This window comes from Yersinia frederiksenii ATCC 33641, from assembly GCF_000754805.1.
In the GTDB taxonomy this organism is placed as follows: domain Bacteria; phylum Pseudomonadota; class Gammaproteobacteria; order Enterobacterales; family Enterobacteriaceae; genus Yersinia; species Yersinia frederiksenii.
On the sequence record NZ_KN150731.1, the window covers coordinates 1,875,529 to 1,899,890 of the forward strand.

Here is a 24,362-nt window from a genome sequence, read left to right on the forward strand (position 1 = left end):
GGATTCGTTTAAAATGAAAAAAGTAGTGCCAATTATATTGTTAAGTTTATTTTCTTTATTCTCATCAAAAACCATGGCGTTAAATTGTACGGGGGTCGGTGACGTTGTTATTGATTCCGTAGTGTTAGATAAGATGGTTTATCTCTCTAACTCTGAAAATGGAGATGTTATTTGGGAATCTGATGTCTTTACCCGAAATATCACTTGTACCTCTAGTATTACTGAGCCAGTGTATATATATGCTTATCCTAAAATGGCCTCTGAAACACTCCCCGATAATGTAGAAATGGGGTTATTTTTTGATGGTCATGACTTGGGAACGATGGATGCAACCGGAGATGTGACGAGTCGCAGGACAAATACGGGCTGGACTGTAAATGGGGGTACCCCACTCGTCAAAAATGGTGTCACATTTCAGACGTATTTAAAGAAAACAGGGGATATAAATACTGCTGGTGTAACCAATATTACCCTTTTTCAATTAGATGGCGAAGGTGGACTTAATACAATGCCTACTGCAAAGAACTATAAATTTGTAATTTCGGGTTGGAATAATGTTGGAACCTTAGATTGTCGTGAAAATATTACCGGTGGCTCTTTCTCTGTTACTTCTGAAACAGATCAAGTTGTTGCTGGTACTGCCAGTTCTCAAATTAATCATCCGACTATAGCTGTTACATGTACAGGTGATGCCTCCTCTCTTAGCATGACAAAATCGATTTCAGGACGATTAGATCTCTTGGGTTCTGGTGGTTCGTTCTCAACGAATAAAGAGGGGCTGACACTCAGTATGTTTTATGAAGGGACAGAATTAAGACCTAATGATGATATTATTGTTGATATTCCTGTTTCTTCCGGAAGTGGTAGCAAGGTTTTCAGCTTTGATGTGAAACCTGCATTATCAGTTCTTCAGCTTAATAATCCAAGCTGGCTTTTCTCTGATTCAGATGAGGCGATTAGTGCGACTATTCCGTTCTCATTTACGCCAACACGAGTGAATTTAAATTAACTAATCAAAGATGGGATTTTCCTCTTTATACATAGCATATTGATGCCTGAAAGCTTTGTTTCATGATTTTTAGTGCAGAGTATTAACTGACAGGTGTCAATATAATAAGAAATACTCAATACTATTGAGAATAATTTCATGAAGAGAGTGGAGCCTTTATTTTTTGGTGTTTTTTGGTTTTCATGGCTGTTTTGTTTTATTTCACTGATCAGTGTTGAGTTTATCCCTGATTTTGTTATCTATCTGTACTCAGTTTATTTTGGGGTTGTTTTTTTTGAAGATATTCATGGGCCTTTGATCGCCATTTTATTGTGGTCATCATTCTTTCTAACCATCGCCATTATGATGTTGATCTATTTGTTTTTTAAACGTAACAATGACGCTCAATTCTAAAGCTTAGTAAGGATTTATTTTAAATATCAATAGGGATTATTATATGGAAGAGAAAAAAATCATTATTCAACATGCCTGTCAATTTACTCGTTTCAGTATGAAAGATATTTTAAGCAATGAGTTAGCTATGGAGCCAGTTAATATTGTGGATCATGCGGAATCACTAAATGATGTTTATGATAATTTGGTTCGCTTCCCCTCTACTCATATGGTCGTTTTAAGTTTGTACGGTTGCGATTATTGTTACACTAATGCCTTTAGCTTAATTATCAATTGGTTGCAAGATAACCGAGCAACTTGTCGCGTCGTTATCATCGCCGATATATCTTATATCCGGCTATTAGAGCACTATTTTTATGGCATCGATCTTATTTATACCATGATTGCGCAAGCAGCCCCGATTAGCCACTTTGTCGATCGGTTAACACATGTCTTTTTCCAGACCACTCCAACCAAACGTTTTTTTTATCGTAAGCGCCATCTGCCACTATCGAAACGAGAACAAACAGTAATGGGATTATTGCTGCAAGGAAACTCAAATAATAACATTGCGACTATCTTGCAGTTAAGCAACAAAACCGTCAGTTACTATAAGAGAAGTGCTTTAAGTAAGCTGGGAATTCCTTCTTTACAGCCCATGTTAATCTTACCCATCAGTCGGGTAGTGCATTAATAAAATCAATTAAGCAGCAAACTGACTTTGTTCCAAGTTTGGTATTCCAGTAACCCTTTGAGGATAAATCTTCGGTGTGAAAATAATTCTATTTGACCCAACACCGCACGATGTTGGGTCTGTGCTGGAGTAGGATATTTAACTCGTACAGTGACTAACCATGCGCCAGTTGCCACTCAATACCCGAGTTTCTCCTGTTACCTTGACCAAACCAACACTACGAATATCATCGCTTGAAGCTCCAACCCGTATATCAAATTCACCGGGTTCCACCACGCGCTGGCCATCTCGACGTGTAAAGCTGAGCATATCTGTGGGAATGTGGAATGTTAATCGAGCTGATTCCCCCGGAGCCAGATAAACTCGCTGAAAAGCTTTTAGCTCTTGTACCGGACGAACCATTGAAGCCACTTTATCACGCACATACAACTGCACAACTTCACTACCTGCCCATGTACCGCTGTTGGTCACAGTCAGGCTGACTTTCACCTCCCCCCCTTCATTAACCACCTCATGACTGAGCTGTTCTAACTGCCCATAATCGAATTCCGTCCAGGTTTTACCGTAACCAAACGGATACCGCGCCCCAAAATGGAAAGCAAACGGCGTACCACCGCTTTTCAACTTATGGTTGTAGTAATACGGCATGGCACCGGCGCTTTTGGGTACAGATAGCACCAGTCGTCCACCGGGCTCGGCTTTGCCGGTCAAGACATCGGCAATAGCGTGCCCACCTTCCTGCCCTGGAGCCCAGGCCATCAGCAATGCTGCAACGTGATCTTCCTGCCCGCCGAGGTTATAAGGACGCCCACCGGTCACCACCACCACCACCGGCTTGCCGGTAGCCACCAGTTCATCGAGTAGTTGCTGTTGGACACCTGGCAGTGACAAACTATCTGTATCCGAACCTTCCCCAACCGTGCCACTTTGGAATAGACCTGCAAGATCCCCCACGCACAGAACGACCACATCACTGTGGTTGGCAAGGTGCACAGCTTCTGGGATCAGACTGGTGTCTGTTGAAACCGGCGAGCTTTGCATTGGTTTGTTGCTACTGTCGCCGGGGAATACCGGTGCACCCGCCATACGTTTCTCAATAATATGGCAGCCTTTCGCGTAGTGAACATTATCGTTACCAAGCTGTTCACGCATCGCTTGTAGCGGGGTAGTAACCTGAGTGGTTTGCTCCAACATGTCGCTGATGATCAAATGTACCGGGAAACTGTAGCCACTCAGCAGGGCCAAAGGGTCATCAGCTGTCGGGCCAATAACCGCTACCTGCGGCAGGTTTTTTAGCGGCAGAATGCCATTATTTTCCAGCAGTGTTATTGAACGAGTTGCCACATCACGGGCGATTTGACGGGTGGTGGCGCTTTGCAGTTCAATTGTATTTTCATCGGCATAAGGATGTTCAAACAGGCCGAGGTTGAATTTTTCTTTCAGTACGCGGCTAACGATTTCATCGATTTTCGCCATACTGATCAGGCCGCGATCGACGGCTTCACGTAAATGACGGGCACAGTCGTCTTTTGGCAGTTCCACATCCAGACCAGCATTAAAAGCCAGTGCTGCCGATTGCGCAGCATCATGCGACACACCATGATGCTGATGCAGCAAACTAACGCCGCCGTAATCGGCCACGATAATTCCATCAAAGCCCCATTGCTCACGCAACACCGTGGTCAGTAGGAATGAATCCGAATGGCCCGGCTGGTTATCAATATCATGATAAGCAGGCATCACCGAGCCAGCATTCGCCAGTTTTACTGCCATTTCGAATGGCAACAGAAAGGTGTCGTTGAGTTCGCAAAAACCGAGATGTACCGGCGCATGATTACGCGCGCCTTCACTAAAGGAATGGCCAACATAATGTTTGAGGGTTGCCAGTAAGTCTCGCTTCTTCCCTTGCAGGCCTTTCACATAATGTGTCGCCATCATCCCGACCAGCCATGGGTCCTCCCCAAATGTCTCTTCAGTACGTCCCCAGCGGACATCGCGGGAAACATCGAGCACCGGGGCAAGCCCTTGATGACATCCAGTTGAGCGGGCTTCCTGCCCGATGGCCGCCGCGGCGCGCTCCACAAGCTCTAGATCCCATGTTGAACCATAGTTTAGTGAGGAAGGAAATAGCGTGGCATCTTTACATAATAATCCTACCAGACACTCTTCGTGGAATAGCGCCGGGATCCCTAAGCGCGTCTCTTCAATGAGCGTTCGCTGCAATTTATTCGCGGCACGCACACCTTCTTGGGCATCAACAATATGTGTTCCCAACGGGCGAGTAATTTGCCCGATACCCAGTTTTATACGTTCCTGTAGAGAGGACTGTGCGCCAGCACCGGAAAACTCATCACTCAAATCGGTGCGCTCTTTATGCAGCCCATCAGCGGAAAGTATCAGCCAGAAAGCATGCATCTGGGCGAACTTTTCTTCATCGGTCATGCGCGACAACAGGTCGGCAACTCGTTCACTAATTGGGTATTGGGCATCCTTATAAATAACAGTCATATATTACTCCTGTGTTGCAGGGGTCAGAGACGGCGCATCATTGCGGCTTTGGCGCTTAACGGCCAGTTCGTTGGCAATATTTGTGACCAGGCGGCTATTCAATTTATAAGCAAACAGCAACAAGGCCATGGCGACAAATAGTGCTGAAGGGATAAGCGTGAATAAGACGTTAATGGTGGTCAGAACACTGGCTGATTGAGAAATCTCGCCTGGGACATAGTTCACCAGACCCAGTACCCAGCCGACGACAGCTCCACCCAATGCCAGGCCAAATTTAATGGCGAACAGTGCGGTAGAAAATACTAGCCCATCCAACCGACGGCCGGTACGGTGCTCTTCGTAGTCCACGACGTCAGAGAACATTGTCCACTGTAGCGGTGTAGTCAGGTTCTGAATAAAGCTAAAGACAATATTAACGGCTAAAATAACCCATACAGATGAAGGGGGAATAAAGAATATCGCGCTGGCAAAAAACACGAAACTCACGATAGTCCATTGATAGGCTCGCACCCGGTCAAATTTTCCTAGTAGGCGTTCAGAAAGTAATGCTCCCAAGAGAGAGGCCACCATGCCGGATACAATAAACATGAACACTAAATCCGGGCGTAAAAGAACATATTTTACGTAGTACATTGTCGCGGAGCCGCGAGTCACTACCGCGGTTAACAGCAGGATATTGAACAGGAAAACAATGCGCCACTGACTATTTTTCGTCAGCAGTTTTAAATCACCCAGCATTGAGCCTGAAGTATCATTACGTGGAGAATATCGCTCTCGAGTCATGGCAAAGCAGCAGTAAAATAACACCACGCCAAGCAGCCCCATCAGGCTCATGGCATAGAAATAACCTTTTTGCGCATTACCGTTTCCTAACCAGTCCACCAGTGGCAGGGCAATCACGGTAACAATCAAACCACCAATAAATGACAGTGCAAAGCGCCAAGATTGAATCGAATGCCGCTCACGCGGATTCAAAGTTAGCGCGCCGGGCATGGCACAATAGGGGACATTAATTGCCGAATAGACCAGACTGAGCAGGCTGTATGTGACACAGGCATAAATAATTTTCGCTGTGGGCCCAACATCTGGTACATAAAAGGTAATCAAGCAACTGACGCCGAAAGGAATAGCAAACCATAATAGCCACGGACGGAAACGACCATGCTTAGTTTGGGTGCGATCGACCATCGCGCCAATACAGGGATCAATAAAGGCATCCACCACCCGCACCAGTAAAAACATGGTGCCCATAATCGCTGCTGGCAACCCAAATACATCGGTGTAGAAATAGGCTAAAAACAGTGTGGCAGTTTGCCAGACCAGAGCGCTTGCCATATCGCCCAGGCCATAACCTATTTTATCTTTAGTACTGAGTACAAAGGCGGTATTCATTGTTGTTTCCTTTTTTGCCAGAACAAAAAAACAGATTATTCATCCCATCCGCGCAACATATTTCACGGCGTTTTTTCGTGCCAGAACCAGCACATGCTTAAAAATAGACAATGATGAAAACACTCAGTCTAATATCCTGGATATGGCAGTGGAACAGCAATTTCTAGGCGTTTTTTCATAGCGGATAATACTGGATTTATGATTAGAACCTTGTGAGGCTAATATTATTTTATTCTGTTTGTCATAGTAGGGTTTTAACGGATTTTTTGCTTTGTTATTTGTATAATGAATGCCTTTAAATTCATAAAAATAAGTCATTCTATCGCTCCAGAAATGAATGAAATCAAACAAAAATATTACGATCCAGAATCATGTTGGACTTCCCGTAGTGGTGAAGGAATTCTGTAATTTCACTCAGGAGTTATGGAATTTAACAAGTGTGAGTTATGTCTAAAAAGTGATGTGTCTGGGGAAGGGGTAGACAACAGTTCATTTTAAAAAGAACAATGCAATGAAGGGGAGTTTATGTGGTAACGGAACAGAGCGAGATATCATCTCTAAGAGATGCATTGGGGGCCGCCAGTCTGTAGATACATAGTTGTTAAACTAACAACTATGAGTGAGTGTTTTAGTTCTAATGCTCATATATATTCGCCAACGCATTTATAAAAGGGAATTTACTATAGGTCAACTCCATTCACATAATTTTCGCAATACACAGTAAGATATTAATAATGGCTTTTATAGCGAACAACCAGCACAAGCAATGTTGCAACATATTTCACAACAATCAATTTCCTCAGAGGCAGGGGATTCAACTGTTATTGGCACGGGTGATAAATCACTAGGATTATTTAAATTCACATCCTGACTAAAAGCACAAAATGATGATATCATTAACGCGATAACTATAATGATTCTTTGCATAAAACCTCCATAACTCCGTTGTGGTGTGGTACGAAAAATACGCGAGCGATATCAATGAGTAGAAAATAAAGTATCAGATTATTGAAATAAAAATCAATGTGTTATATCGACCTGGAACTTTCCTATTTTATATGTAAATACCCTTTTATAAATGCCTTGATAATAATGTGATCGTTAATGATTTCCTTGTAAATTTAAACGTCCAGATAAGTTGAGTATTATTGTCGTTAACTATATCCCCAGAGGGTATTACTATCTCCATTGATAATCACGATATGCGCGGTGGAACATCTATAATTAGTATTATGATTAAAGACTATTATTTTTAATTGTCAAATTTACGAATAATATTAATTATTTTAATTTAAATAAGTAAGCATGATTAATAATTTGCAACTTAATTAATTATTTAATTTTTTGGGTGAGTGAAAATGCTAATAAAATTAGCGTTTTCACAGCAGTCCATCCCTTAGGCTGAAGTGTATCTGATGAACTGTGTTTTTAGTCTTTAATAGCTTTAACTTGGAGTAAAAATTTCCTTAATGTGATTCTGCTCTGCCTGATAAAAAGAGTAATACAGTCTGTTATGGCAGTGTTAATGATGTAAATATCGGATTGCAATACAGCGAATATAGTATCCAGTATCGTTTTTTAGGCCGTTTATCATGATGATAATGTATCAGTGATGGTTAATCCGGAGGCGAATGTAACCAAGGTTGTATTTAATTTAATCGTGGCCTAAAAGATTGTATCTATTCCACAACTCAATAAAAGTCGAATAATTGTAAAGCACATTTGAGCACTAATAAATATTTTTATCAATATAAGAGCGTTTATCAGAACCTGGCGGTAGTTCCGTTTTCACTATCCGAACATATTCATTCTCGACGATATCCAGCATGTACAGAATTTGCTGGGTATCCAAACCTGTAGTCAACGATAGAATACATTGAAGACACTCAAAATGAGACTCAGAGTATTCATTATTGCGGTAATTAACTGATAAACCTGATTTTAACGAAAATATGCTCTGTAAGAATATTCTTACATCAAGTTCGCTTCCATTCCGATGTACGTCCATCCCTGATTGTTGTCTAATCACACCAATAAAATAAATTGATCTGTATCATTTTTCGGCGAAGTGAAAAAGCTGGATTTACATAATGAGATTGATAGCTGAGTCTTAAATTAAACTTACACTCTGGATATTCTACAGATGAAAAAGCAACTGGCCGGCCTGGCTGTTTTATCTTCTCTGATGTTGGGGATGACCGCAGCACATGCGGCACCACCGACCATTGAGTTAAAAGTTAAGGGAAAATTAGGTGTTCCCACCTGTAATGTGATGGCACCAGATGATGGTATTTATGATTTAAGTTAGATTTCAGCGACCCATATTAAAGCGGGTGTGGCAACCACGGCATTAACATCAATTTAAAAGACCTGGACTATTACCTTCGACGCTTAATTGTCTTCTATATTAATCACTTGGATGCACTATTATCGATAAGTGACCTGTTCATTCTATTTAGGATTTCTTAGTGGCACGTAAGCCCTCACTTCTTTATACCATGTGCCTACTTTTCCTTTTCCCTGTCATGGCAGTTTCTGCGACAAAAAAGGGCGCGGCGGCATTCGATATAAAAACCCTGGAAGGGTTGGGCTACTCCGCAGACTTAGCTGAGTTTTTCAGCAAACAGGATAAGTTCTTACCGGGCCAGCATGATGTCACCCTTATTATCAATGCCAATAAAACCTATCGTACTGAAGCCAGTTTTAACAGTGAGGGGCAACTGTGTGCCGACCGAAAGCTGTTAATGACATTAAAATTACATCACAAAGACAGTGGCGACAGTTGTGAAAATATTGAAACTTTGTGGCCCGGTGTCGCCGTAAAGTTGTTTCCTGGGCAATTCCGGATTGAAATGACACTACCGCAGGAGGCCTTTGACCCTGAGCTGGAAAGCAGTGATTACCAGCGGGGAGGGTATGCCGTATTGCTAAATTATAATTTATTCGGACAGCGGATAGAAAGTAACAATGATGACCTGAATTTATTCCAGGGGCAGTTTGAACCTGGTATTAACTTTAATAACTGGGTGCTGCGTAATCGCGGATCCTATACCTATAACCAGGGTATCGGCCATTATGATAATCAGGAAACCTATGCACTACGTGCCGTCGAATCACTAAAATCAGTGGTGCAACTGGGCGAATTTGGTCTGGTCGGCAATACCTATTCTGGTCTGCCAGTGGTCGGGGCTCAGTTATATTCCGATAATGCCCAGTTGAATAATACCCAGTTGACAGTGCCTATTGAAGGGATTGCCAACACCAATGCGACCATTGAAATTCGCCAGCGTGGGCGCGTGATTTATCGCACCGTGGTAGCTCCCGGCCCATTCTCGTTATCCAATATCAGTAACTTCTCCAGCGGCGTGCCGACGGACGTTAATGTGATTGAAGAAGACGGTACTCAGCAGAATTTCACGGTATCGAATGCCCTCGACCCTAATTTTGAGCAGCAGGCCACGACCTACCAATTAGCAATAGGTCGCTACCGGGACAACTTGGATAACGGTGAAAGTGATTCACCGCTACTGGCATCGGGTGAGTGGTCTTTCAGTCCGATAAATTCATTACGCACCACATCCGCCGGTTTGCTTTCCGCTGATTATCAAAATATCAGTATGCAAAATCTCTACAGCGGATTGGAGAATGCCTGGTTTTCTGGGGTTGCCAGTTACAGTAATACTAAAAGTGCCGGGCAGGGTTACCAGCTCAGTGTGCAAAATCAGGTCGCTATTAACGGAAATCTGAGTGCATCGCTGTCTACGGTATATGACTCAGTCAATTACTGGTCACCGGATAATGCCCTGAGTAATGGCAATAATCTGGAGACGCTGACGAATGGCAAGTTGAAGAATGCGACGTCTGCGGCACTGACTTGGGCCCACCCACGCTGGGGCGCATTTTCTTACGTTTTGTCTAATAATATGTATTATCAGGCAGAGAACAGTGTTTCCCATACAGTCTCTGTCAGCGAACAATTTGGTCGGGTAACGACGACGCTAAGTATTCAGTCAACATCGCAGGGCCAAAATGCAGCCTATTTTGGTCTCAGCATGCCATTGGGTAAAGGGTCACTCAGTGGACGGATGCAGCGTAACAACGGCAATATGACATTAGGTAGCACTTATCAAGGCACCTGGGATGACAATAAAGGGTACTCGGTGGGTATCACTGGCAGTGATAATCAGCGACGTGTGAATGGTGCGATGAATATAAAAACCGCTTATTCGCAATTGTCAGGCGGGGTTTCTCAAGCGACAAACAATAGCCGCTCGGCGTACCTTTCTTCTAGTGGTTCAATGGCTTATGCCAACAATACCTTTGCGACGTCAGCATCGGCTATTGGCGATACCTTTGCGGTAGTGAATGTGCCGAGCCAGTCCAATTTACGTGTGTCTTCACCGAGCAGTGGCATGGCGATAACGGATTATGCCGGCACCGCTTTATTGCCTTCTGTGATACCTTACACGGCATCAAAAGCCCAGATAAGCACCAAGACATTACCACTGAATATCCGGCTTAATAGTACCAGTGCCGATTTGATGATGACCCGGGGTACAGTCGCAACCCGTGATTTTGAAGCGACTGAAACTCGCCAGTTGTTATTGACTATCCTTGACAGTAACCGGGAGCCGATGCCTGTGGGTGCTAACGTGCTGGATGCTCAGGGAAAATTCCTGGGAACGATTATTGGGGATGGTAATTTTATGCTGGAAAACAAAACGATTGGGGCCATGCTACGTGTTAAGGCAACCAACCGGGGTGAGTGTGTTGTCAGTTATGTTGAGCCTGAGAAGTTTGACCCGGATACATTGTATGAAGTGGTTGATGCGGTATGTCATTAAGGTCAATAGAATTCCTAATATTGTCCGGTAAGCCGCTATTTTAGACAGAGGATGAGTGATGAAAAATACCATGACCAACAGTTTTAGTGTGAAGACGATGACGGAATATCCCCTGATGTTTAACCGTATGATATCGTTTTTTGTTTTCAATTTACTGGTGCTGTTAAGCTGCTGGAGTATGGCATCTTATGCATCTTTCAAATTAGAAAGTACCACCGTCATATTAAAAGAAAGTGAGGGGCGTGCGGCTTTTACCATTGATAACACCTCGGCTAACCCTATTTTACTGGTCACAAAACTGATTGATATTGATGGGAAAAGTACCAGTAAGCAGATCTTGATTTCACCGCCGGTGACACGTATTGATGCCGGGCAAAGTCAGCAAGTCAACTTTGTGTTGAAAAAAGGCACAGCGTTGGACAGTGAGGTATTGCTCAAAGCGGCATTTGAAGGTGTCGAACAGGTACCGGGGAATTCGACCGTCATGCCTATTCGCCAGGAAATTGGATTTCTTATCCAGCCGAGTTCTGTGCCACAAATTAAAAGCCCTTGGGAAGAATTGGCTTTCTCCGTATCAGGGAGTAATTTGACCATTAAGAACCCTGGCAAGCATGTGGTCCGCCTTGGCCCACAGGTGATTCTAGTCCCAAGTGGTGAAGTGGTCGCCCTGGGCAACCCGTATATTATGCCGGGCACCAGTAAACAATTCACGATTAAGTCCTCACCGACATCGGTGAAAGTCATCCCCTTGAGCCGCTATGGTTTTGTGCAGGCAGAAGTCATTATTCCCGTCTCGCGCTAGTTATTATTATTTTTATACTCAGAGGGCATCAAGAAACGATGCTTCTGAGTATGACGTCAATACCCCCTCCCCAAAAAACGGAACTAGTAGGAATAAAGTTGTAGGAATATTCTTACATCAAGTCCGCTTCCAGTCTGATGTACGGCCGCCCCCGATTATAGTTTAATCGCCCCCAATAAAATAACTTGATATAGATCATTTTTTAGTGAAATCCGAAAGTTGGGTTTACATCAAGCTATTGATAGATAAACGTTAAATTAAACTTATACTCTGGATATTCAACACATGAAAAAGCAACTGGTTGGTCTGACCGTATTATCTTCTCTGGTTTTGGGTATGACGGCTGCCCATGCAGAAGCACCAACTGCTGAATTAAAAGTTATCGGTACTCTGACGGTACCAAGCTGCACGATTGTTGCTCCAGACGAAGGGGTTTATGATTTTGGTAAACTCTCTTCATCCCTGATTAAGTCGGGTGTAGCAGTTACTCCGCTGACGGCGATGACAAAAACCTGGACGGTTAACTGTGATGCAGATACTTATCTGAACTTCACGCCAGTGGATAACCGCGCAGCATCTGCCAGTGCAGTAGCAACCACTAACTTCGGTATGGGTAACGTGAATGGCACCGGTAAAATCGGTTACTACACTGCAGTGATTAAGAACGGTACCGTAGATGGTAAAGCGTCTAACCTGTTCTCTTCAGCATCAGCGACCTTTACTGCTACCACCACCGCCAACCTGACTACCGGTCTGCGTACCGGTTGGTCATCTGCGGCTAGCACCCAGAGCACTGGTAAAGTGTTCGTGGCTGATATTACTGTGAGCCCAGTACTGGCCGGTACCACCACCATGGGTGGCCCAATTACTGAAGATGCAGAGATTGATGGCTCAATGACCATGAACTTCGCTTTCGGTATCTAATTAGCGCGAATATCAATTGACAGAATAAGGGCTGAATAATATATCAGCCCTTATTTTTAAATATATTTCTAGATGATTGCTTGTGGTTTTTTAATTATCAGGATTAGTGTCATTTTATGAAAATGCACATGGCTCAACTCATTACTCTGGCTTCTTTAATACTTTCTGTTGCGGCGCAGGCGGCAACACCAACGACAGAATTAAAGGTTAAAGGGATTATTGGTACGCCAAGCTGTACAGTGAATGCACCGGATGGCGGCATCTATAATATTGGTGAAGTGTCATCGACTAATATAAAAGCGGGCGTGGCCACCACGGTGCTGCCCTCAATAAGCAAAACCTGGACAGTGACTTGTGACAGCCAGACGTTTCTGAGTTTAACGGCATACGATAACCGTAAAGCGTCCTCCAGTGACAGCACAAGTATTCACAGTTTTGGTTTGGGTTTTGTGAATGGTAGCGGAAAAATTGGCTTCTATAGAACCACCATGAATAATGCCACAGTTGATGGCGTGAGTAGCTTTTTGTACTTTATTGATGCAAATAATGTACTCCAGGGAGGGCATACACTGGAAACATTAACGAATAACTTTCGTTTTGGTTGGTCTGAAACTACCACGACTGCAAAATCGGGCAAAATCTTCAGTGCTGACTTTACAGTAATTCCGACACTGGCGGGTGCGGCGACGATGGGGGGAGCCATCACCGAGAATATCAATATTGACGGTTCAACGACCATGAACTTTGCGTTTGCTATTTAGTCCGATAAGAATTTGACTCATACTTAAATATATTAATAACAGTGCTTCCTCTGGCTGTTATTAATTGCTTACTCTCTGTTGTATCCCACCCTAACATCACACTCTTATTTCATAAAGTGACTTTCTATACCGTAAGTCACGAGTGACTAAAAATACAATCCATTGAGTTCAATAGTAAAATAATCAACACCATCGGTTGCCGCTTTCTTGGCAAAATCTAACTGCTGAGTTCGGTTGTATTGCCCTGTTTGCCACCGCAGGGCCTCCAAATGGTATCACTTGTAAGTCATGGTAAAACTCATCATGGTATTGGCCGTGCCGGGGTTCAATCTGGACTCTGTTTGATAATACCGTGCTTTAAGCGGGATTTTGTAGTTCCCGCCAGTCGTACCGCTGTATGACGTAAGCTGCGTTGGTTTAGCAAATGGGAAGGGATTCCCCATCCCATCAAGTAGTTGCACACCAATGCCACTGGCCGTTGAACTGTTGTCCAGCGCCACAACGGATGATGCAGCATTCAGTATTGGTGTGATAGCGTCAATCTGGTAGGTAATGGTGTTAATGCCTGCCGGGCAATTGTTCAGCGCGATATCAAAACCCACCGCCGCACTAAAGGATCCCATGCCCGCCAGTTCCGACGCATCGTGTGTCCCCAGCTTCACTAACACATCTGGTGTGGTGCAACTCAGAACGGTGACACGCGTTGAAGTTATGTTGATCGTGTTGACCAGTGTTGTACTCCATTCCTCATTAATAAACATCGGTGCCTTTACTACGGTCATCGAGTTGACAGTCCCCGCACTTATCGGGCCGGTTTTGACCAGAATGGCACGAAGCTGCCCACCATTAGGCAGTAAGTACGCTGAGTTACAGGCAATACCCTGTCGAATACCAACAGGGAACCATCTCGCCTGCCAGCCACACCCATTGGCATATCCCTTGGAACCTATAGCGATACCGACACCCGCCAGATTGGTATTGAACACAGTGTAGGTCGTGCCCTCATCAGAAATAGTCAGCCCCGACGAGGGCAACATATCTGATATAAAACCGATACCGATACTTTCCTGTACAGTAGAAGAACAGGTGAACCAGTTGGGCGTAGCTGGTGTCATCGCCCAGGAGCTTAATAGTGTCCCAACGGCGGCATCACTTGGCACCGTGACCATCGCTGGCATTGGTATCGTGATAGTCTGCGGATTACCGGTACAGGTGGTCAGCGCTAGTGCACGAGGTGATAAGACCATTAGGGTGGTCCCACACAAAATTAGCAGTAACGCCAGTGCTGAGGGAACATAACCTCTGGCTGAGTTTCTCATTATCATCAATCCCCATACTGTCGACTGAAACATCAGCCAACGTAAAAAGTTAAATAAAATGTCTGGCATGGTTTAAAACGTATTCAGTTATCACGCGCTTTATCTCACTTTTATGCATTTAGCTCTGAGGCACACACGTCGAGGTAAACTGCATCATTCCTGTTATTTTGGTATTGGCCTGCTGTGGCGGCAAAATATAGCTGAGGTAACATTGTTGCCCAGCGCCTTCGCCCCAGCTCACCTGTAAACGACCTCGGGTTTCACTCACGCGTGCATAAACCTGTCCGGCCTGCCCGACAGACCCCACCACCTGGCCTTTCATATCCAGCACATCCGAACCAAAGGGGACGGGTTCGCCATCAGATTGCGTGGTATTAACCAATATCGGATAGCCCTGGGTACTCTTATATTTCACCATCACCACTGCACCGGCATGCGGAGCCACTTTCTGGCTGGTTGACTCCAGCTCGACGTCATAAGAAGTCCCTTTCGGATCGATAGTGATCTCATTCATCTGATACGCATTGAGATATGGCACCACCGCATAGCCCCGCGAATCAACTTTCACGCCAGAGTAAGAAGATACTTCAGCCCCTTCGGCGCCTTTGGCTTCCACAACTGCAAAGGTCTCACTGCTGTATGGCGTTAACGTTACGCCACCAGGGTGGGCAATCATGCTGCCGGAGATACCGACAGCGCCACTTTGATAACTACTGCCCCCGCCATAAGATGCCGTGCTGGTGGCACGGTCTCCACGATACTGACCATTCACACTGCCACTGGCACCCGAACCACCATTACTGTTCATGGCGGTGGCACCATAACTGAACTGGTTTTGTTCGCCTGCACTGCCTGAAACCGCGGCCTGTTCGCCCCAGTTCCCTTGACCATTACGGTTCATTTCCAGGCGCATTTGCGGCACATTACGTTGGTCATTACGGCCTAAAGGGAAACTTATACTGACCAGATAGGTATTTTGCATATCGCCAAATCCGGTGCGACTGCGGTTAATACTGGCCCCGTAGGTCATGCTTTTGTAGTTATTGCTGTAACCGACCTGATACTGTTGGTCACTGCCCTCTTTGTTCCAGTAATCCTGTAACGAGCCACTGATGTACATCTGACCCCAATCTTCAGGTAATCCCTGAGCCGCGGTGACGGTTAAACGATTTTTTGCCCGATAAATGAGGTCGGCATCGTTGCCTTGGCGCTCCGCATCTATCGTCTGCATCGCCGTGGCAAAATCCAGATAGCCCTGAGTGGAGAAACGGTGCGCCGCCACACTCAGGTTGCTGTTGGTTTCAGCCACCACTTTGCTGTAGCTGACCTGATAGCTCTGGCCACTTTCGGTCCCTTCCCGCAGATGGGTATTGGCTTGTGTCACATCAAATGCGACCGCCCCAATCGGGGTACTGAATGCCGTCCCAAGCTGTATGGCATAATAATCTTCACTGACCTGTGTGCCGGTATAACCCGTAATACGATTACTCAGACCACGTTGATAGGTCCCTTGATATAATCCCGGCGTAAAAGACAGTGCATTGTTACGTACTTGACCGGCGGTCAGGCTGTAGCGCTGCGAACCAGGGCGAAGTAACTGCGCCACGGCGGCAAAAGGTACTTGAAAATTCTGAGTGCTACCGTCGGCTTCACGCACGGTCACATCAAGATTGCCGCCATAGCCGGTTGGGTAGAGGTCATCGATGATAAATTCACCTGGTGCGACCGTGGTTTCATATAACACCTGGCCACTCTGGCGGATAGTTACCAGCGCATTGGTGCGTGCTATGCCACGCACTTCGGGGGCATAACCGCGTAGAGACTCAGGCAACATGCGGTCATCGGTGCTAAATTGCACGCCGGTAAACGGCACTGTGTCGAATAACTGCCCAGGCGTATTGGACTCCCCCAGCAGCACACGGCCCTGCGCGGCTGGGATATCCCGCTGCACATAGCTATTAATACTGGTGTATTTGCTTTCGCCGTTTTCCTGCCAGTTATAAGAACCGTTATGACGGAAATACCATGAACCCAAATTGAGCCCGGTGTTAATTCCCGCAAAAGCCGAGTTAAATGTCTGCCCGTTTGATGAACTGCTGTAGCCATTGAGTGAGTAACCCAACATCCCTGATGTTACGCCACTATCCCACAACGCTGGGCTCACCGTGCCGCGAGCGGTACGGAGTAACAGGGCCTGAGGGATGGCAATATCTAGCCGTTGTTCACCGTTGTCAAACACAGCTGACGTTTCAGGAATAAGCGACTGTAAGTCGACACAACCTTGCTCTTTTTTCAACGGTGCCAAAGACTCTGCAGGTAAAGCTTCCGTCTTGATATTAAGGCTGGCAATCAGAGATGAAGATAAACAGGCATACACACTTTTATCGTCGCGAGCCTTAAACTCCACATTCTCATTGCCAATAAGCGAATTATTTAAATAAACATCAGCCCGGTAAACGCCAGGAAGCACACTATTGCCGGCCGAAAAACGACTTAAATCTACACCACTGCCACTATGAGCAGTATTTAAGAAAGCATTATCAAATTCAGCAAGTTGAGGCTGGTTGATTTTGGGGGTAGCGTTGACTTCAGTTTTTTCAGAGCGATCAACAGCACAAGCCAGCGGTGATAAAAAGGCCGAAATAAGTGCAGCCGCCAGCGGAGTTAAAAAACTCACTCGATAAGACAGATCTACAGAAGACATTATTGTAGAGCGTTTCATTATTTATTTATTCCGTAGAGTATTCCCATCTTCGGACCCCCACGATATAAGCGCGGTTATCTGCTGACGTTTCTTATAACTTAATAGAAAATAATATTTGTCAGGGTTTGATAGCCTGACTCAGTTTATTCACTGCGCCGTAATCATTAACAAATTCAATATCAACTGTGGATACCGAACTATTATCTGGTAATGCAAATGTCATTGAATCATTAGGACTTATCATTTGTCCTTCAATTCGTGATGGCTTACCACCAATATTCACCCCTACGGTTACCAGCGAAATATGAAAAGGTGTAGAGTTAGTGGCTTTAAGTCCACCAGAGACTTTCGTCCAGACTAATGATTTTGCGGCATCATTAGGATTTCCTATCAACCCTTGGGGACGGAAAAATAATTTAATACGTGACCGATAAGCCATCTGTAAATAGTTTTGCTTACTGTTAGTATCAGCTTTAGCCGGTATTTCTAATACGTTAAGCCAAAAAACAGATTCTCTATCTTTTGGTAATGTCGTGCCAGTATAGCTAATACGTAATGTCTGACTTTTATTTGGCTCAACCCGGTTAATTGGCGGAGTAAGAACAAAAGGAACTTTTAATGTTTCTGGGCGAGCATTCACATCACCATTATCAATCCAGCTTTGTAATACTACAGGGCCACTGCCCATGTTAGTGACTTTTACCGTCACTTCCTTTTGGTTCTCAGGATATATAACCCGGGTTCCGCTGATCACTACACTAGCCTGAACAGAGTATCCAGTGAGTAATATTAAAAATAAGCCTGAAAATAGTGTAAAGGCCTTTCGATGAATGATGCTCATGGCAACCTCATAAGAGAGTAAAGAAGATATAGCTATCCTCATATTTTAGTTCTTGCCGTCAAAAAGGGCAGAGTTCTGCCCTTAATATTCTAGGTTTATTTGTTAATGCTTATTTGTACTGAATAGAGTAAACCACGTTACTGATAACAGTACCCGGAGTAGTTGCACTGTTAGCATAATATTGAACCGCATACGGCAGTGTTGCAGAGCCTGAGCTTGCATCAATATAGGTTGTGCTGGTTGCCTGGCTGCTGTTGCCAGCTTTAATTGAGGCCATTGCGTTAGATGCATCCAGTAATTCAAGGCTAACACCACTCGCAGTACCACTCATGTTTTTCAAGTGGCCGGTCACCACATCCACACTTGAACCCGCTTCAAAGAAAGCAGACACAGTCTTCAGCGTGCCATTACAGTTGCTCAGCGCCATATTAAAACCGGTGCTACCTGCAACCTGATTCGCCGCAGTCAGTTGGCTGGTGCTTACTGTTGGTAATATGACAGTCGCGTCTGCGCCCTGACCATCTACAGAGATATCACAGGTAGATGCTGTTAGTTCACCACTAAAATTAATGGTACCGGTAGAGGCTGCTTGAGCGAAATTAACAGAACCGAATACGGTTGCCAGAGCGACGATGATCGCTAACTTTTTCATATATACTCCTAACGTTTTAATTGAGTTATTTAAATATAAACTCAAATGGTGGTTTAATATTCACATGATGTGAGTGGTTTTCATAAAAATATAAAATAAAACCATTTAGTAGAATGGTAATATCATTATATTATTTATGGTTAATTTAATGCATCAATGTATTAATCATTTCCATTAATTTATCGACAGGTTGGCCTGATATATATTAATGATGAGTAAGAATACAATTTGAAATCAGAAATGCTACTTCCCTGAAGGCTGAGAACGTGTTTTTTAAATGTATCTCACTTTAATTTCTGCCTTATGATGAAAAAAATCATAAGTGTGCTTGCTAAATTGTTTGAGAATCATATGAGATGTTTCTTGGCTTGGGAAGTGACCATTTCTGTTGTGAATGATGCTTTTTTTAAACTTAGATTTGAATTTTCATTGAATAACAATGCGATGCTAGCATGTATGGATTAGTGCAACATAATAAAAAATATTAAAAACTGTTTTATTTTTTATTACAGATTTTTGTGTTCGGAACTAAGATTTTGCGTGTAAGAAGTTTCATTTATTTTTAGGGAATTATGGAATTATTTAGTGAGTATATTGATAATACCTCTCTAGCAAAAAAAAACAGAATATTACTCAGGTTTTGATTAACGAAGATACAGAATCAGCAAAAGAGCACAACGGCCTTCGTCTGACAAAGGTGCTATCACTTTCGATAGTTGGATTATACTTAACTATCTAGTCTTAAAAAATGATGTGAGTCAGTATGCTATGAATCGATTACCGAAATTAAGCCAATTGGAGGCGTTTCAGGCAGTAATAAACCATGGAAGTTTTCGTGCGGCGGCAGAGGCGTTAAATCAAACTCAGCCGGCACTGACCCGATCAATAAGAGAACTGGAAACAACATTGGGTGTTCCTCTATTGGTGAGAGGGGCTAAAGGGGTTGTTCTTACCGAGATGGGGAGAGTCTTCAGACCCAGAATGCAATTGATCCTGAATGAGATACAGCGGGCCACCGATGAAATAGAACAGATTCACTTATCTTCAAGCGGGACTGTCACACTCGGGTGTTCCTATTTACTTTCCTTCTCTATTCTCCCTGATGTAATAACAAAATTTCAGAACAAGTATCCACAAGTCAACATCATCATGACCGAAGGACAATTGTCAGAGTTGTTGCCTGACTTGCGTATTGGTCAGATGGATTTTTTTATTGGTATCGTTAACCCACATATATCACTTGGTAGTTTTATTGAGAAACCACTCATGACGTCGGAATTTTGTGTCGTCGCAGCTAAAGATCACCCACTTGCAATGTGTACTTCATTAGCAGAGTTGAAGGAAGCCAAGTGGTATCTACCAAAGGCTAGTGCAGGATATTACAGTGATATGAATAAATTTGTCTTTCCTAATGGTCGGGGCCAGTCAAGTTCTCTAATGATTGGTGACTCAACAATATTGGGTGAACGACTTATTCTTAATGAAGGGTACTTAACTATCGCGCCAAAAGAATTACTAAATGTTCCCTATCTTAAAGACCGGTTGTGTTCTATTCCGATTAAAGAGTCATTTCCTCAGGGGCATTATAGTTTTATTCACAACCAGCATGTGTCACTAACCCCAATGGCACAACGTTTAGTCAATGAAATTTTTCTGGCATTCGGAGAAACAGTAAATTTGCAATAAAAGGATGACGTAAAATGGCTCTGTCACATTAACAGAATAGTGTCAGTAAAATAGGTGCTGTCTGTTTTTTTACTCAGCCTGGTAGTGCTGATTTCCTCTTCTATTTTGTCGATATTGAGTGTGGCCCATGCTGCCGCTACTTTTATCGATAGTCATTACCTCAGATTCATCCTGGTACCGAATGGCCTCGCGGAAGAAAAGCAGAGCGGTTGGCGGTCAATAGTAAATCCATATTCTGGCTGTTGGGACTCATAGCCCGCCACGTTTTACCACCAATGACTAATTTGCGATGCTGAATTGTTCTACTTTCTCTCTGCCATTGGGAACTGATGATTTCAAAGCATACATATATGATATATCATATATGTAATGTAACTGTATCGAGGCAAAAGATGCTACAACCTGTACAGCTTTTCAAAATCCTGTCAGATGAAACCCGGCTGGCTATCATCATGCTTCTCAAAGAGTCCGGGGAATTATGCGTCTGTGATATCTGCGGGGCTACCTCGGAGTCACAGCCTAAAGTATCACGCCATATGGCGATATTACGTGAGGCAGAGCTGGTTCTAGACCGTCGGGAAGGTAAATGGATTCACTACCGACTTTCTCCGCATATGCCTGCGTGGGCAGCTGAAGTAATTGCAACGACCTGGCAGTGCCTGCGGGAAGATGTTCGCGGATGGTTGACACAATCAGCGACCACGCCTTGTTAGCTTACTCGTAAATATATATCTTTAATCATATGTTATGGAGTCTGAAATGTTCCTGGCAGGAAGCATCTTTTTACTAACCCTGATTCTGGTCATCTGGCAGCCTAAAGGTCTTGGCATTGGCTGGAGCGCGAGTATTGGTGCCGTGTTGGCGCTGGTCTGTGGTGTAATTCACGTCAATGACATTCCGGTAGTCTGGAATATTGTCTGGAACGCCACCGCGACGTTTATCGCCGTGATAATCATCAGCCTGTTGCTTGACGAGTCGGGCTTCTTTGAATGGGCTGCTCTGCATGTTTCTCGCTGGGGCAATGGGCGCGGGCGTTTGCTTTTCACCTGGATTGTATTGCTGGGTGCGACTGTTGCAGCCTTGTTCGCCAACGATGGTGCGGCTCTCATCCTGACGCCGATAGTTATTGCCATGTTGCTCGCGCTGGGCTTTAGCAAAGGAACAACCCTGGCCTTTGTTATGGCAGCCGGGTTTATCGCAGATACAGCCAGTCTGCCGCTTATCGTTTCAAACTTGGTGAATATTGTCTCTGCTGACTTCTTCGGGCTCGGTTTTACGGAATATGCTTCGATCATGATTCCGGTTGATATTGCTGCCATTACAGCCACATTGGTCGTGTTGCACCTCTTTTTCCGCAAGGATATCCCCGCTACCTATGACATAGCACTGCTGAAATCACCCGGCAGTGCCATTAAAGATCCTGCCACGTTTAAAGCGGGCTGGATTGTCCTTGTGTTGCTGCTCGTTGGTTTCTTTGTGCTTGAGCCGTTGGGAATTCCCGTCAGTGCGATTGCTGCAACTGGTGCCGTTGCCCTGTTTGCCGTGGCGAAAAGAGGTCATTCCATAAATACCGGGAAAGTATTACGGGGGGCACCTTGGCAGATCGTTATCTTCTCGTTGGGGATGTACCTGGTGGTCTACGGCCTGCGCAATGCAGGGCTTACGGAGTATCTTTCCGGTGTGCTGAATGTTCTGGCAGATCACGGATTATGGGCGGCAACGTTTGGAACCGGCTTCCTGACGGCATTTCTGTCGTCAGTCATGAACAATATGCCCACAGTACTGATTGGCGCTTTGTCGATTGACGGAAGCACGGCTTCCGGGGTCATCAAAGAGGCGATGGTATATGCCAATGTCATTGGTTGCGATTTAGGACCTAAAATCACGCCGATTGGCAGTCTGGCGACACTACTGTGGCTACATGTGCTTTCACAGAAAAATATGACTATCACCTGGGGATATTACTTCCGCACCGGCATTATCATGACCCTACCCGTGCTATTTGTCACTCTGGCCGCACTGGCGTTGCGGCTCTCTGTCACTTTGTAATGAGATACCGATATGAGCAACATAACCATCTATCACAACCCGGCCTGCGGTACTTCACGTAACACGCTGGAGATGATCCGCAACAGCGGCAACGAACCGACGATTATTTATTATCTCGATACCCCGCCGTCTCATGATGAATTGGTAAAACTTATTACAGATATGGGAATGACAGCGCGTGCGTTGCTGCGTAAGAACGTTGAACCTTATGAGCAGCTTGGTCTTGCTGATGAGCAGTTTACTGATGAACAACTGATTGGATTTATGTTGCAGCATCCAATTTTGATCAATCGCCCAATCGTTGTCACCCCGCTCGGTACCCGGTTGTGTCGTCCTTCAGAGGTGGTGCTGGATATCCTTCCGGAGCTGCAGAAAGGGGTATTTACGAAAGAAGATGGTGAAAAAGTGACAGATGAAGCAGGGAGGCGGCTTAAACAATAGTTCAGAAAAAGAAGCTCTGTTTCAGAGGAAACTAATCAGTGATGTGGATAAGACTATTGCTGAAAAGACAATTTAGAAATACCTAGAACCCCAAAAGAGTCCGCAATACATGGACTCTTTTCGTCGGGTCTTGTTGATATCTATCCCAGATAACTGCTTGCTGTTCTGGCGTGTAGTCAATGCGCGTTCTTTGTTTGATGGCCACGTCATTCTTATTTTATTTTTTTCCTAAACATTACCCCATTATCGTGCCAGTTCTAACAGTCTGAGTTTGGTTTTAATGCGTTTTTTAAATTTGATAATAATAGTTATAAATAATCACCGTTATTACTTGGCTTTTTATTGTCTATATTAGATGGGTCGACATGTGTCATTACATTTAAAACATGATGATTATCTAATACAGCATTTCTGGCTGTAACTGCAATGTCATGTCCTTCCTTTACCGATAAATTACCATCAATTTCTAAATGAACATCAACAATAACCAAGTCACCCATTTTTCTTGTCTTCAGATCATGAATACCGTCAACACCGGGCGTAGCCAATAACGTTGTTTTTATTTTTTCTTCAGTTTCAATGTCTACAGCCCTGTCCATTAAGTCGTGTAGTGAGTCGGACATAAATGAGTAACCCATCTTGGTCACAATCAGACCAACGATCAGCGCGGCAACTGGATCAAGGAATTTAAAACCTAATAAGTTACCAATAATCCCAAGAGAAACAACCAAAGACGAAGCAGCATCAGAACGTGCATGCCAAGCATTGGCAACTAGCATGCTGGATTTAACACGGGTAGCAACAGCCAACATATAGCGAAAAAGAAGCTCTTTGAAAACCAGAGCAGCTAAGGCCACCCAAAGTGCAATGATATGCACTTGAGGGATCGCCTCGGGGTGTTGGATTTTATTTGCTGCCGACCACAGCATCCCGATACCGACAATGAGTAATATTGCCCCCAAAATTAATGATGCGCCATTTTCGTAACGGTGGTGACCGTAATGGTGGTCATCATCGGGATCTTTTTTACTTTTGTGATTTGCAATAAGTACAACAAAGTCTGCCACTAAATCAGATAAAGAATGAATACCATCGGCTATAAGCCCTTGAGACCCAGAGAATATTCCGGTAATTACCTGCCCTAATGTCAGGAAGCAATTAACAAGTACACTTATCCAGGTGCTTTTTCGGGCTGCACGAAAACGTTCATGAGAATTATTATTAATATCATCGACAACTTTATTTTCTTGCAATTTGACACTCCAGATAACAGCTGACCGCAAATACTAATCAGATGATTAATATTATGAATTACTGCAAATAATCCAGTTTTAGGACTGGGATTGCTGTCCAGCGGAGTCGCT

The 24,362-nt window shown here is 44.2% G+C and carries 18 protein-coding genes; 11 read left to right on the forward strand and 7 right to left on the reverse strand.

Annotation, left to right across the window (positions count from 1 at the left end):
* Positions 1 to 13: 13 nt before the first annotated feature.
* Together DJ58_RS13420 and DJ58_RS13410 are read left to right on the forward strand one after the other, a co-directional pair.
* The gene (locus tag DJ58_RS13420; protein WP_004706911.1) at positions 14 to 1,009 is read left to right on the forward strand and encodes a hypothetical protein; all 996 of its coding nucleotides are present in this window, start codon (positions 14 to 16) and stop codon (positions 1,007 to 1,009) included.
* Positions 1,010 to 1,445: 436 nt separating this feature from the next.
* Complete coding sequence (locus DJ58_RS13410; RefSeq protein WP_004706909.1) at positions 1,446 to 2,075, forward strand: LuxR C-terminal-related transcriptional regulator; 630 nt, start codon at positions 1,446 to 1,448, stop codon at positions 2,073 to 2,075.
* Between the two features lie 138 nt (positions 2,076 to 2,213).
* On the opposite strand, the gene DJ58_RS13405 is transcribed toward DJ58_RS13410, so the two are convergent.
* Together DJ58_RS13405 and DJ58_RS13400 are read right to left on the reverse strand one after the other, a co-directional pair.
* Complete coding sequence (locus DJ58_RS13405; protein ID WP_004706908.1) at positions 2,214 to 4,583, reverse strand: glycoside hydrolase family 3 N-terminal domain-containing protein; 2,370 nt, start codon at positions 4,581 to 4,583, stop codon at positions 2,214 to 2,216.
* Positions 4,584 to 4,586: 3 nt separating this feature from the next.
* On the reverse strand, positions 4,587 to 5,975 hold the full coding sequence (locus tag DJ58_RS13400; protein ID WP_004706907.1) for an MFS transporter: 1,389 nt from the start codon (positions 5,973 to 5,975) through the stop codon (positions 4,587 to 4,589).
* A 2,143-nt stretch (positions 5,976 to 8,118) separates the two neighbouring features.
* Here DJ58_RS13400 and DJ58_RS23115 point away from each other — a divergent pair.
* The 5 genes from DJ58_RS23115 to DJ58_RS13380 all read left to right on the forward strand — a co-directional run bounded on the left by DJ58_RS23115 (position 8,119) and on the right by DJ58_RS13380 (position 13,306).
* Entirely contained in the window at positions 8,119 to 8,283 is a 165-nt protein-coding gene (locus DJ58_RS23115; protein WP_004706904.1) for a hypothetical protein, read from the forward strand.
* A gap of 190 nt (positions 8,284 to 8,473) precedes the next feature.
* On the forward strand, positions 8,474 to 10,819 hold the full coding sequence (locus DJ58_RS13395; protein WP_032910350.1) for a fimbria/pilus outer membrane usher protein: 2,346 nt from the start codon (positions 8,474 to 8,476) through the stop codon (positions 10,817 to 10,819).
* A gap of 70 nt (positions 10,820 to 10,889) precedes the next feature.
* Positions 10,890 to 11,621 (forward strand): fimbria/pilus chaperone family protein, encoded by a 732-nt coding sequence (locus tag DJ58_RS13390; RefSeq protein WP_370447130.1) that lies wholly within the window; start codon positions 10,890 to 10,892, stop codon positions 11,619 to 11,621.
* A 285-nt stretch (positions 11,622 to 11,906) separates the two neighbouring features.
* Positions 11,907 to 12,545, forward strand: coding sequence for a DUF1120 domain-containing protein (locus tag DJ58_RS13385; RefSeq protein ID WP_004706901.1), 639 nt, complete (start codon positions 11,907 to 11,909; stop codon positions 12,543 to 12,545).
* A 128-nt stretch (positions 12,546 to 12,673) separates the two neighbouring features.
* Positions 12,674 to 13,306, forward strand: a complete 633-nt coding sequence (locus tag DJ58_RS13380) for a DUF1120 domain-containing protein (RefSeq protein WP_004706900.1) — start codon at positions 12,674 to 12,676, stop codon at positions 13,304 to 13,306.
* Between the two features lie 275 nt (positions 13,307 to 13,581).
* Here DJ58_RS13380 and DJ58_RS23740 read toward each other — a convergent pair whose 3' ends face one another.
* The 4 genes from DJ58_RS23740 to DJ58_RS13360 all read right to left on the reverse strand — a co-directional run bounded on the left by DJ58_RS23740 (position 13,582) and on the right by DJ58_RS13360 (position 18,822).
* Entirely contained in the window at positions 13,582 to 14,625 is a 1,044-nt protein-coding gene (locus DJ58_RS23740; protein ID WP_050413877.1) for a fimbrial protein, read from the reverse strand.
* Between the two features lie 118 nt (positions 14,626 to 14,743).
* Positions 14,744 to 17,347, reverse strand: a complete 2,604-nt coding sequence (locus tag DJ58_RS13370) for a fimbria/pilus outer membrane usher protein (RefSeq protein WP_032910328.1) — start codon at positions 17,345 to 17,347, stop codon at positions 14,744 to 14,746.
* Between the two features lie 100 nt (positions 17,348 to 17,447).
* Positions 17,448 to 18,170, reverse strand: a complete 723-nt coding sequence (locus tag DJ58_RS13365; protein ID WP_032910327.1) for a fimbrial biogenesis chaperone — start codon at positions 18,168 to 18,170, stop codon at positions 17,448 to 17,450.
* 109 nt (positions 18,171 to 18,279) lie between these two features.
* Positions 18,280 to 18,822 carry a fimbrial protein gene (locus DJ58_RS13360; RefSeq protein ID WP_004706895.1) on the reverse strand — a complete coding sequence of 181 codons (543 nt, stop codon included), beginning with the start codon at positions 18,820 to 18,822 and terminating at the stop codon, positions 18,280 to 18,282.
* Between the two features lie 768 nt (positions 18,823 to 19,590).
* Between DJ58_RS13360 and DJ58_RS13355 the strand changes: the two genes are divergently transcribed.
* The 4 genes from DJ58_RS13355 to arsC all read left to right on the forward strand — a co-directional run bounded on the left by DJ58_RS13355 (position 19,591) and on the right by arsC (position 22,998).
* A complete protein-coding gene (locus DJ58_RS13355; protein WP_004706894.1) occupies positions 19,591 to 20,508 on the forward strand; it encodes a LysR substrate-binding domain-containing protein in 918 nt (305 codons plus the stop codon).
* Positions 20,509 to 20,900: 392 nt separating this feature from the next.
* Complete coding sequence (locus tag DJ58_RS13350) at positions 20,901 to 21,221, forward strand: transcriptional regulator (protein WP_032910326.1); 321 nt, start codon at positions 20,901 to 20,903, stop codon at positions 21,219 to 21,221.
* Between the two features lie 46 nt (positions 21,222 to 21,267).
* Positions 21,268 to 22,557 carry an arsenic transporter gene (locus DJ58_RS13345; protein ID WP_032910325.1) on the forward strand — a complete coding sequence of 430 codons (1,290 nt, stop codon included), beginning with the start codon at positions 21,268 to 21,270 and terminating at the stop codon, positions 22,555 to 22,557.
* A gap of 12 nt (positions 22,558 to 22,569) precedes the next feature.
* Positions 22,570 to 22,998, forward strand: a complete 429-nt coding sequence (gene arsC, locus DJ58_RS13340; RefSeq protein ID WP_032910324.1) for a glutaredoxin-dependent arsenate reductase — start codon at positions 22,570 to 22,572, stop codon at positions 22,996 to 22,998.
* Positions 22,999 to 23,306: 308 nt separating this feature from the next.
* Here the strand turns inward: arsC and DJ58_RS13335 are convergent, their stop codons facing one another.
* A complete protein-coding gene (locus DJ58_RS13335) occupies positions 23,307 to 24,251 on the reverse strand; it encodes a cation diffusion facilitator family transporter (protein WP_004706890.1) in 945 nt (314 codons plus the stop codon).
* Positions 24,252 to 24,362: the final 111 nt, after the last annotated feature.

Coding starts and splice junctions, on each gene's coding strand:
- DJ58_RS13420 (WP_004706911.1), top strand. CDS start 14: ATGAAAAAAGTAGTGCCAATTATATTGTTAAGTTTATTTTCTTTATTC.
- DJ58_RS13410 (WP_004706909.1), top strand. CDS start 1,446: ATGGAAGAGAAAAAAATCATTATTCAACATGCCTGTCAATTTACTCGT.
- DJ58_RS13405 (WP_004706908.1), bottom strand. CDS start 4,583: ATGACTGTTATTTATAAGGATGCCCAATACCCAATTAGTGAACGAGTT.
- DJ58_RS13400 (WP_004706907.1), bottom strand. CDS start 5,975: ATGAATACCGCCTTTGTACTCAGTACTAAAGATAAAATAGGTTATGGC.
- DJ58_RS23115 (WP_004706904.1), top strand. CDS start 8,119: ATGAAAAAGCAACTGGCCGGCCTGGCTGTTTTATCTTCTCTGATGTTG.
- DJ58_RS13395 (WP_032910350.1), top strand. CDS start 8,474: ATGTGCCTACTTTTCCTTTTCCCTGTCATGGCAGTTTCTGCGACAAAA.
- DJ58_RS13390 (WP_370447130.1), top strand. CDS start 10,890: ATGACCAACAGTTTTAGTGTGAAGACGATGACGGAATATCCCCTGATG.
- DJ58_RS13385 (WP_004706901.1), top strand. CDS start 11,907: ATGAAAAAGCAACTGGTTGGTCTGACCGTATTATCTTCTCTGGTTTTG.
- DJ58_RS13380 (WP_004706900.1), top strand. CDS start 12,674: ATGGCTCAACTCATTACTCTGGCTTCTTTAATACTTTCTGTTGCGGCG.
- DJ58_RS23740 (WP_050413877.1), bottom strand. CDS start 14,625: ATGAGAAACTCAGCCAGAGGTTATGTTCCCTCAGCACTGGCGTTACTG.
- DJ58_RS13370 (WP_032910328.1), bottom strand. CDS start 17,347: ATGAAACGCTCTACAATAATGTCTTCTGTAGATCTGTCTTATCGAGTG.
- DJ58_RS13365 (WP_032910327.1), bottom strand. CDS start 18,170: ATGAGCATCATTCATCGAAAGGCCTTTACACTATTTTCAGGCTTATTT.
- DJ58_RS13360 (WP_004706895.1), bottom strand. CDS start 18,822: ATGAAAAAGTTAGCGATCATCGTCGCTCTGGCAACCGTATTCGGTTCT.
- DJ58_RS13355 (WP_004706894.1), top strand. CDS start 19,591: ATGAATCGATTACCGAAATTAAGCCAATTGGAGGCGTTTCAGGCAGTA.
- DJ58_RS13350 (WP_032910326.1), top strand. CDS start 20,901: ATGCTACAACCTGTACAGCTTTTCAAAATCCTGTCAGATGAAACCCGG.
- DJ58_RS13345 (WP_032910325.1), top strand. CDS start 21,268: ATGTTCCTGGCAGGAAGCATCTTTTTACTAACCCTGATTCTGGTCATC.
- arsC (WP_032910324.1), top strand. CDS start 22,570: ATGAGCAACATAACCATCTATCACAACCCGGCCTGCGGTACTTCACGT.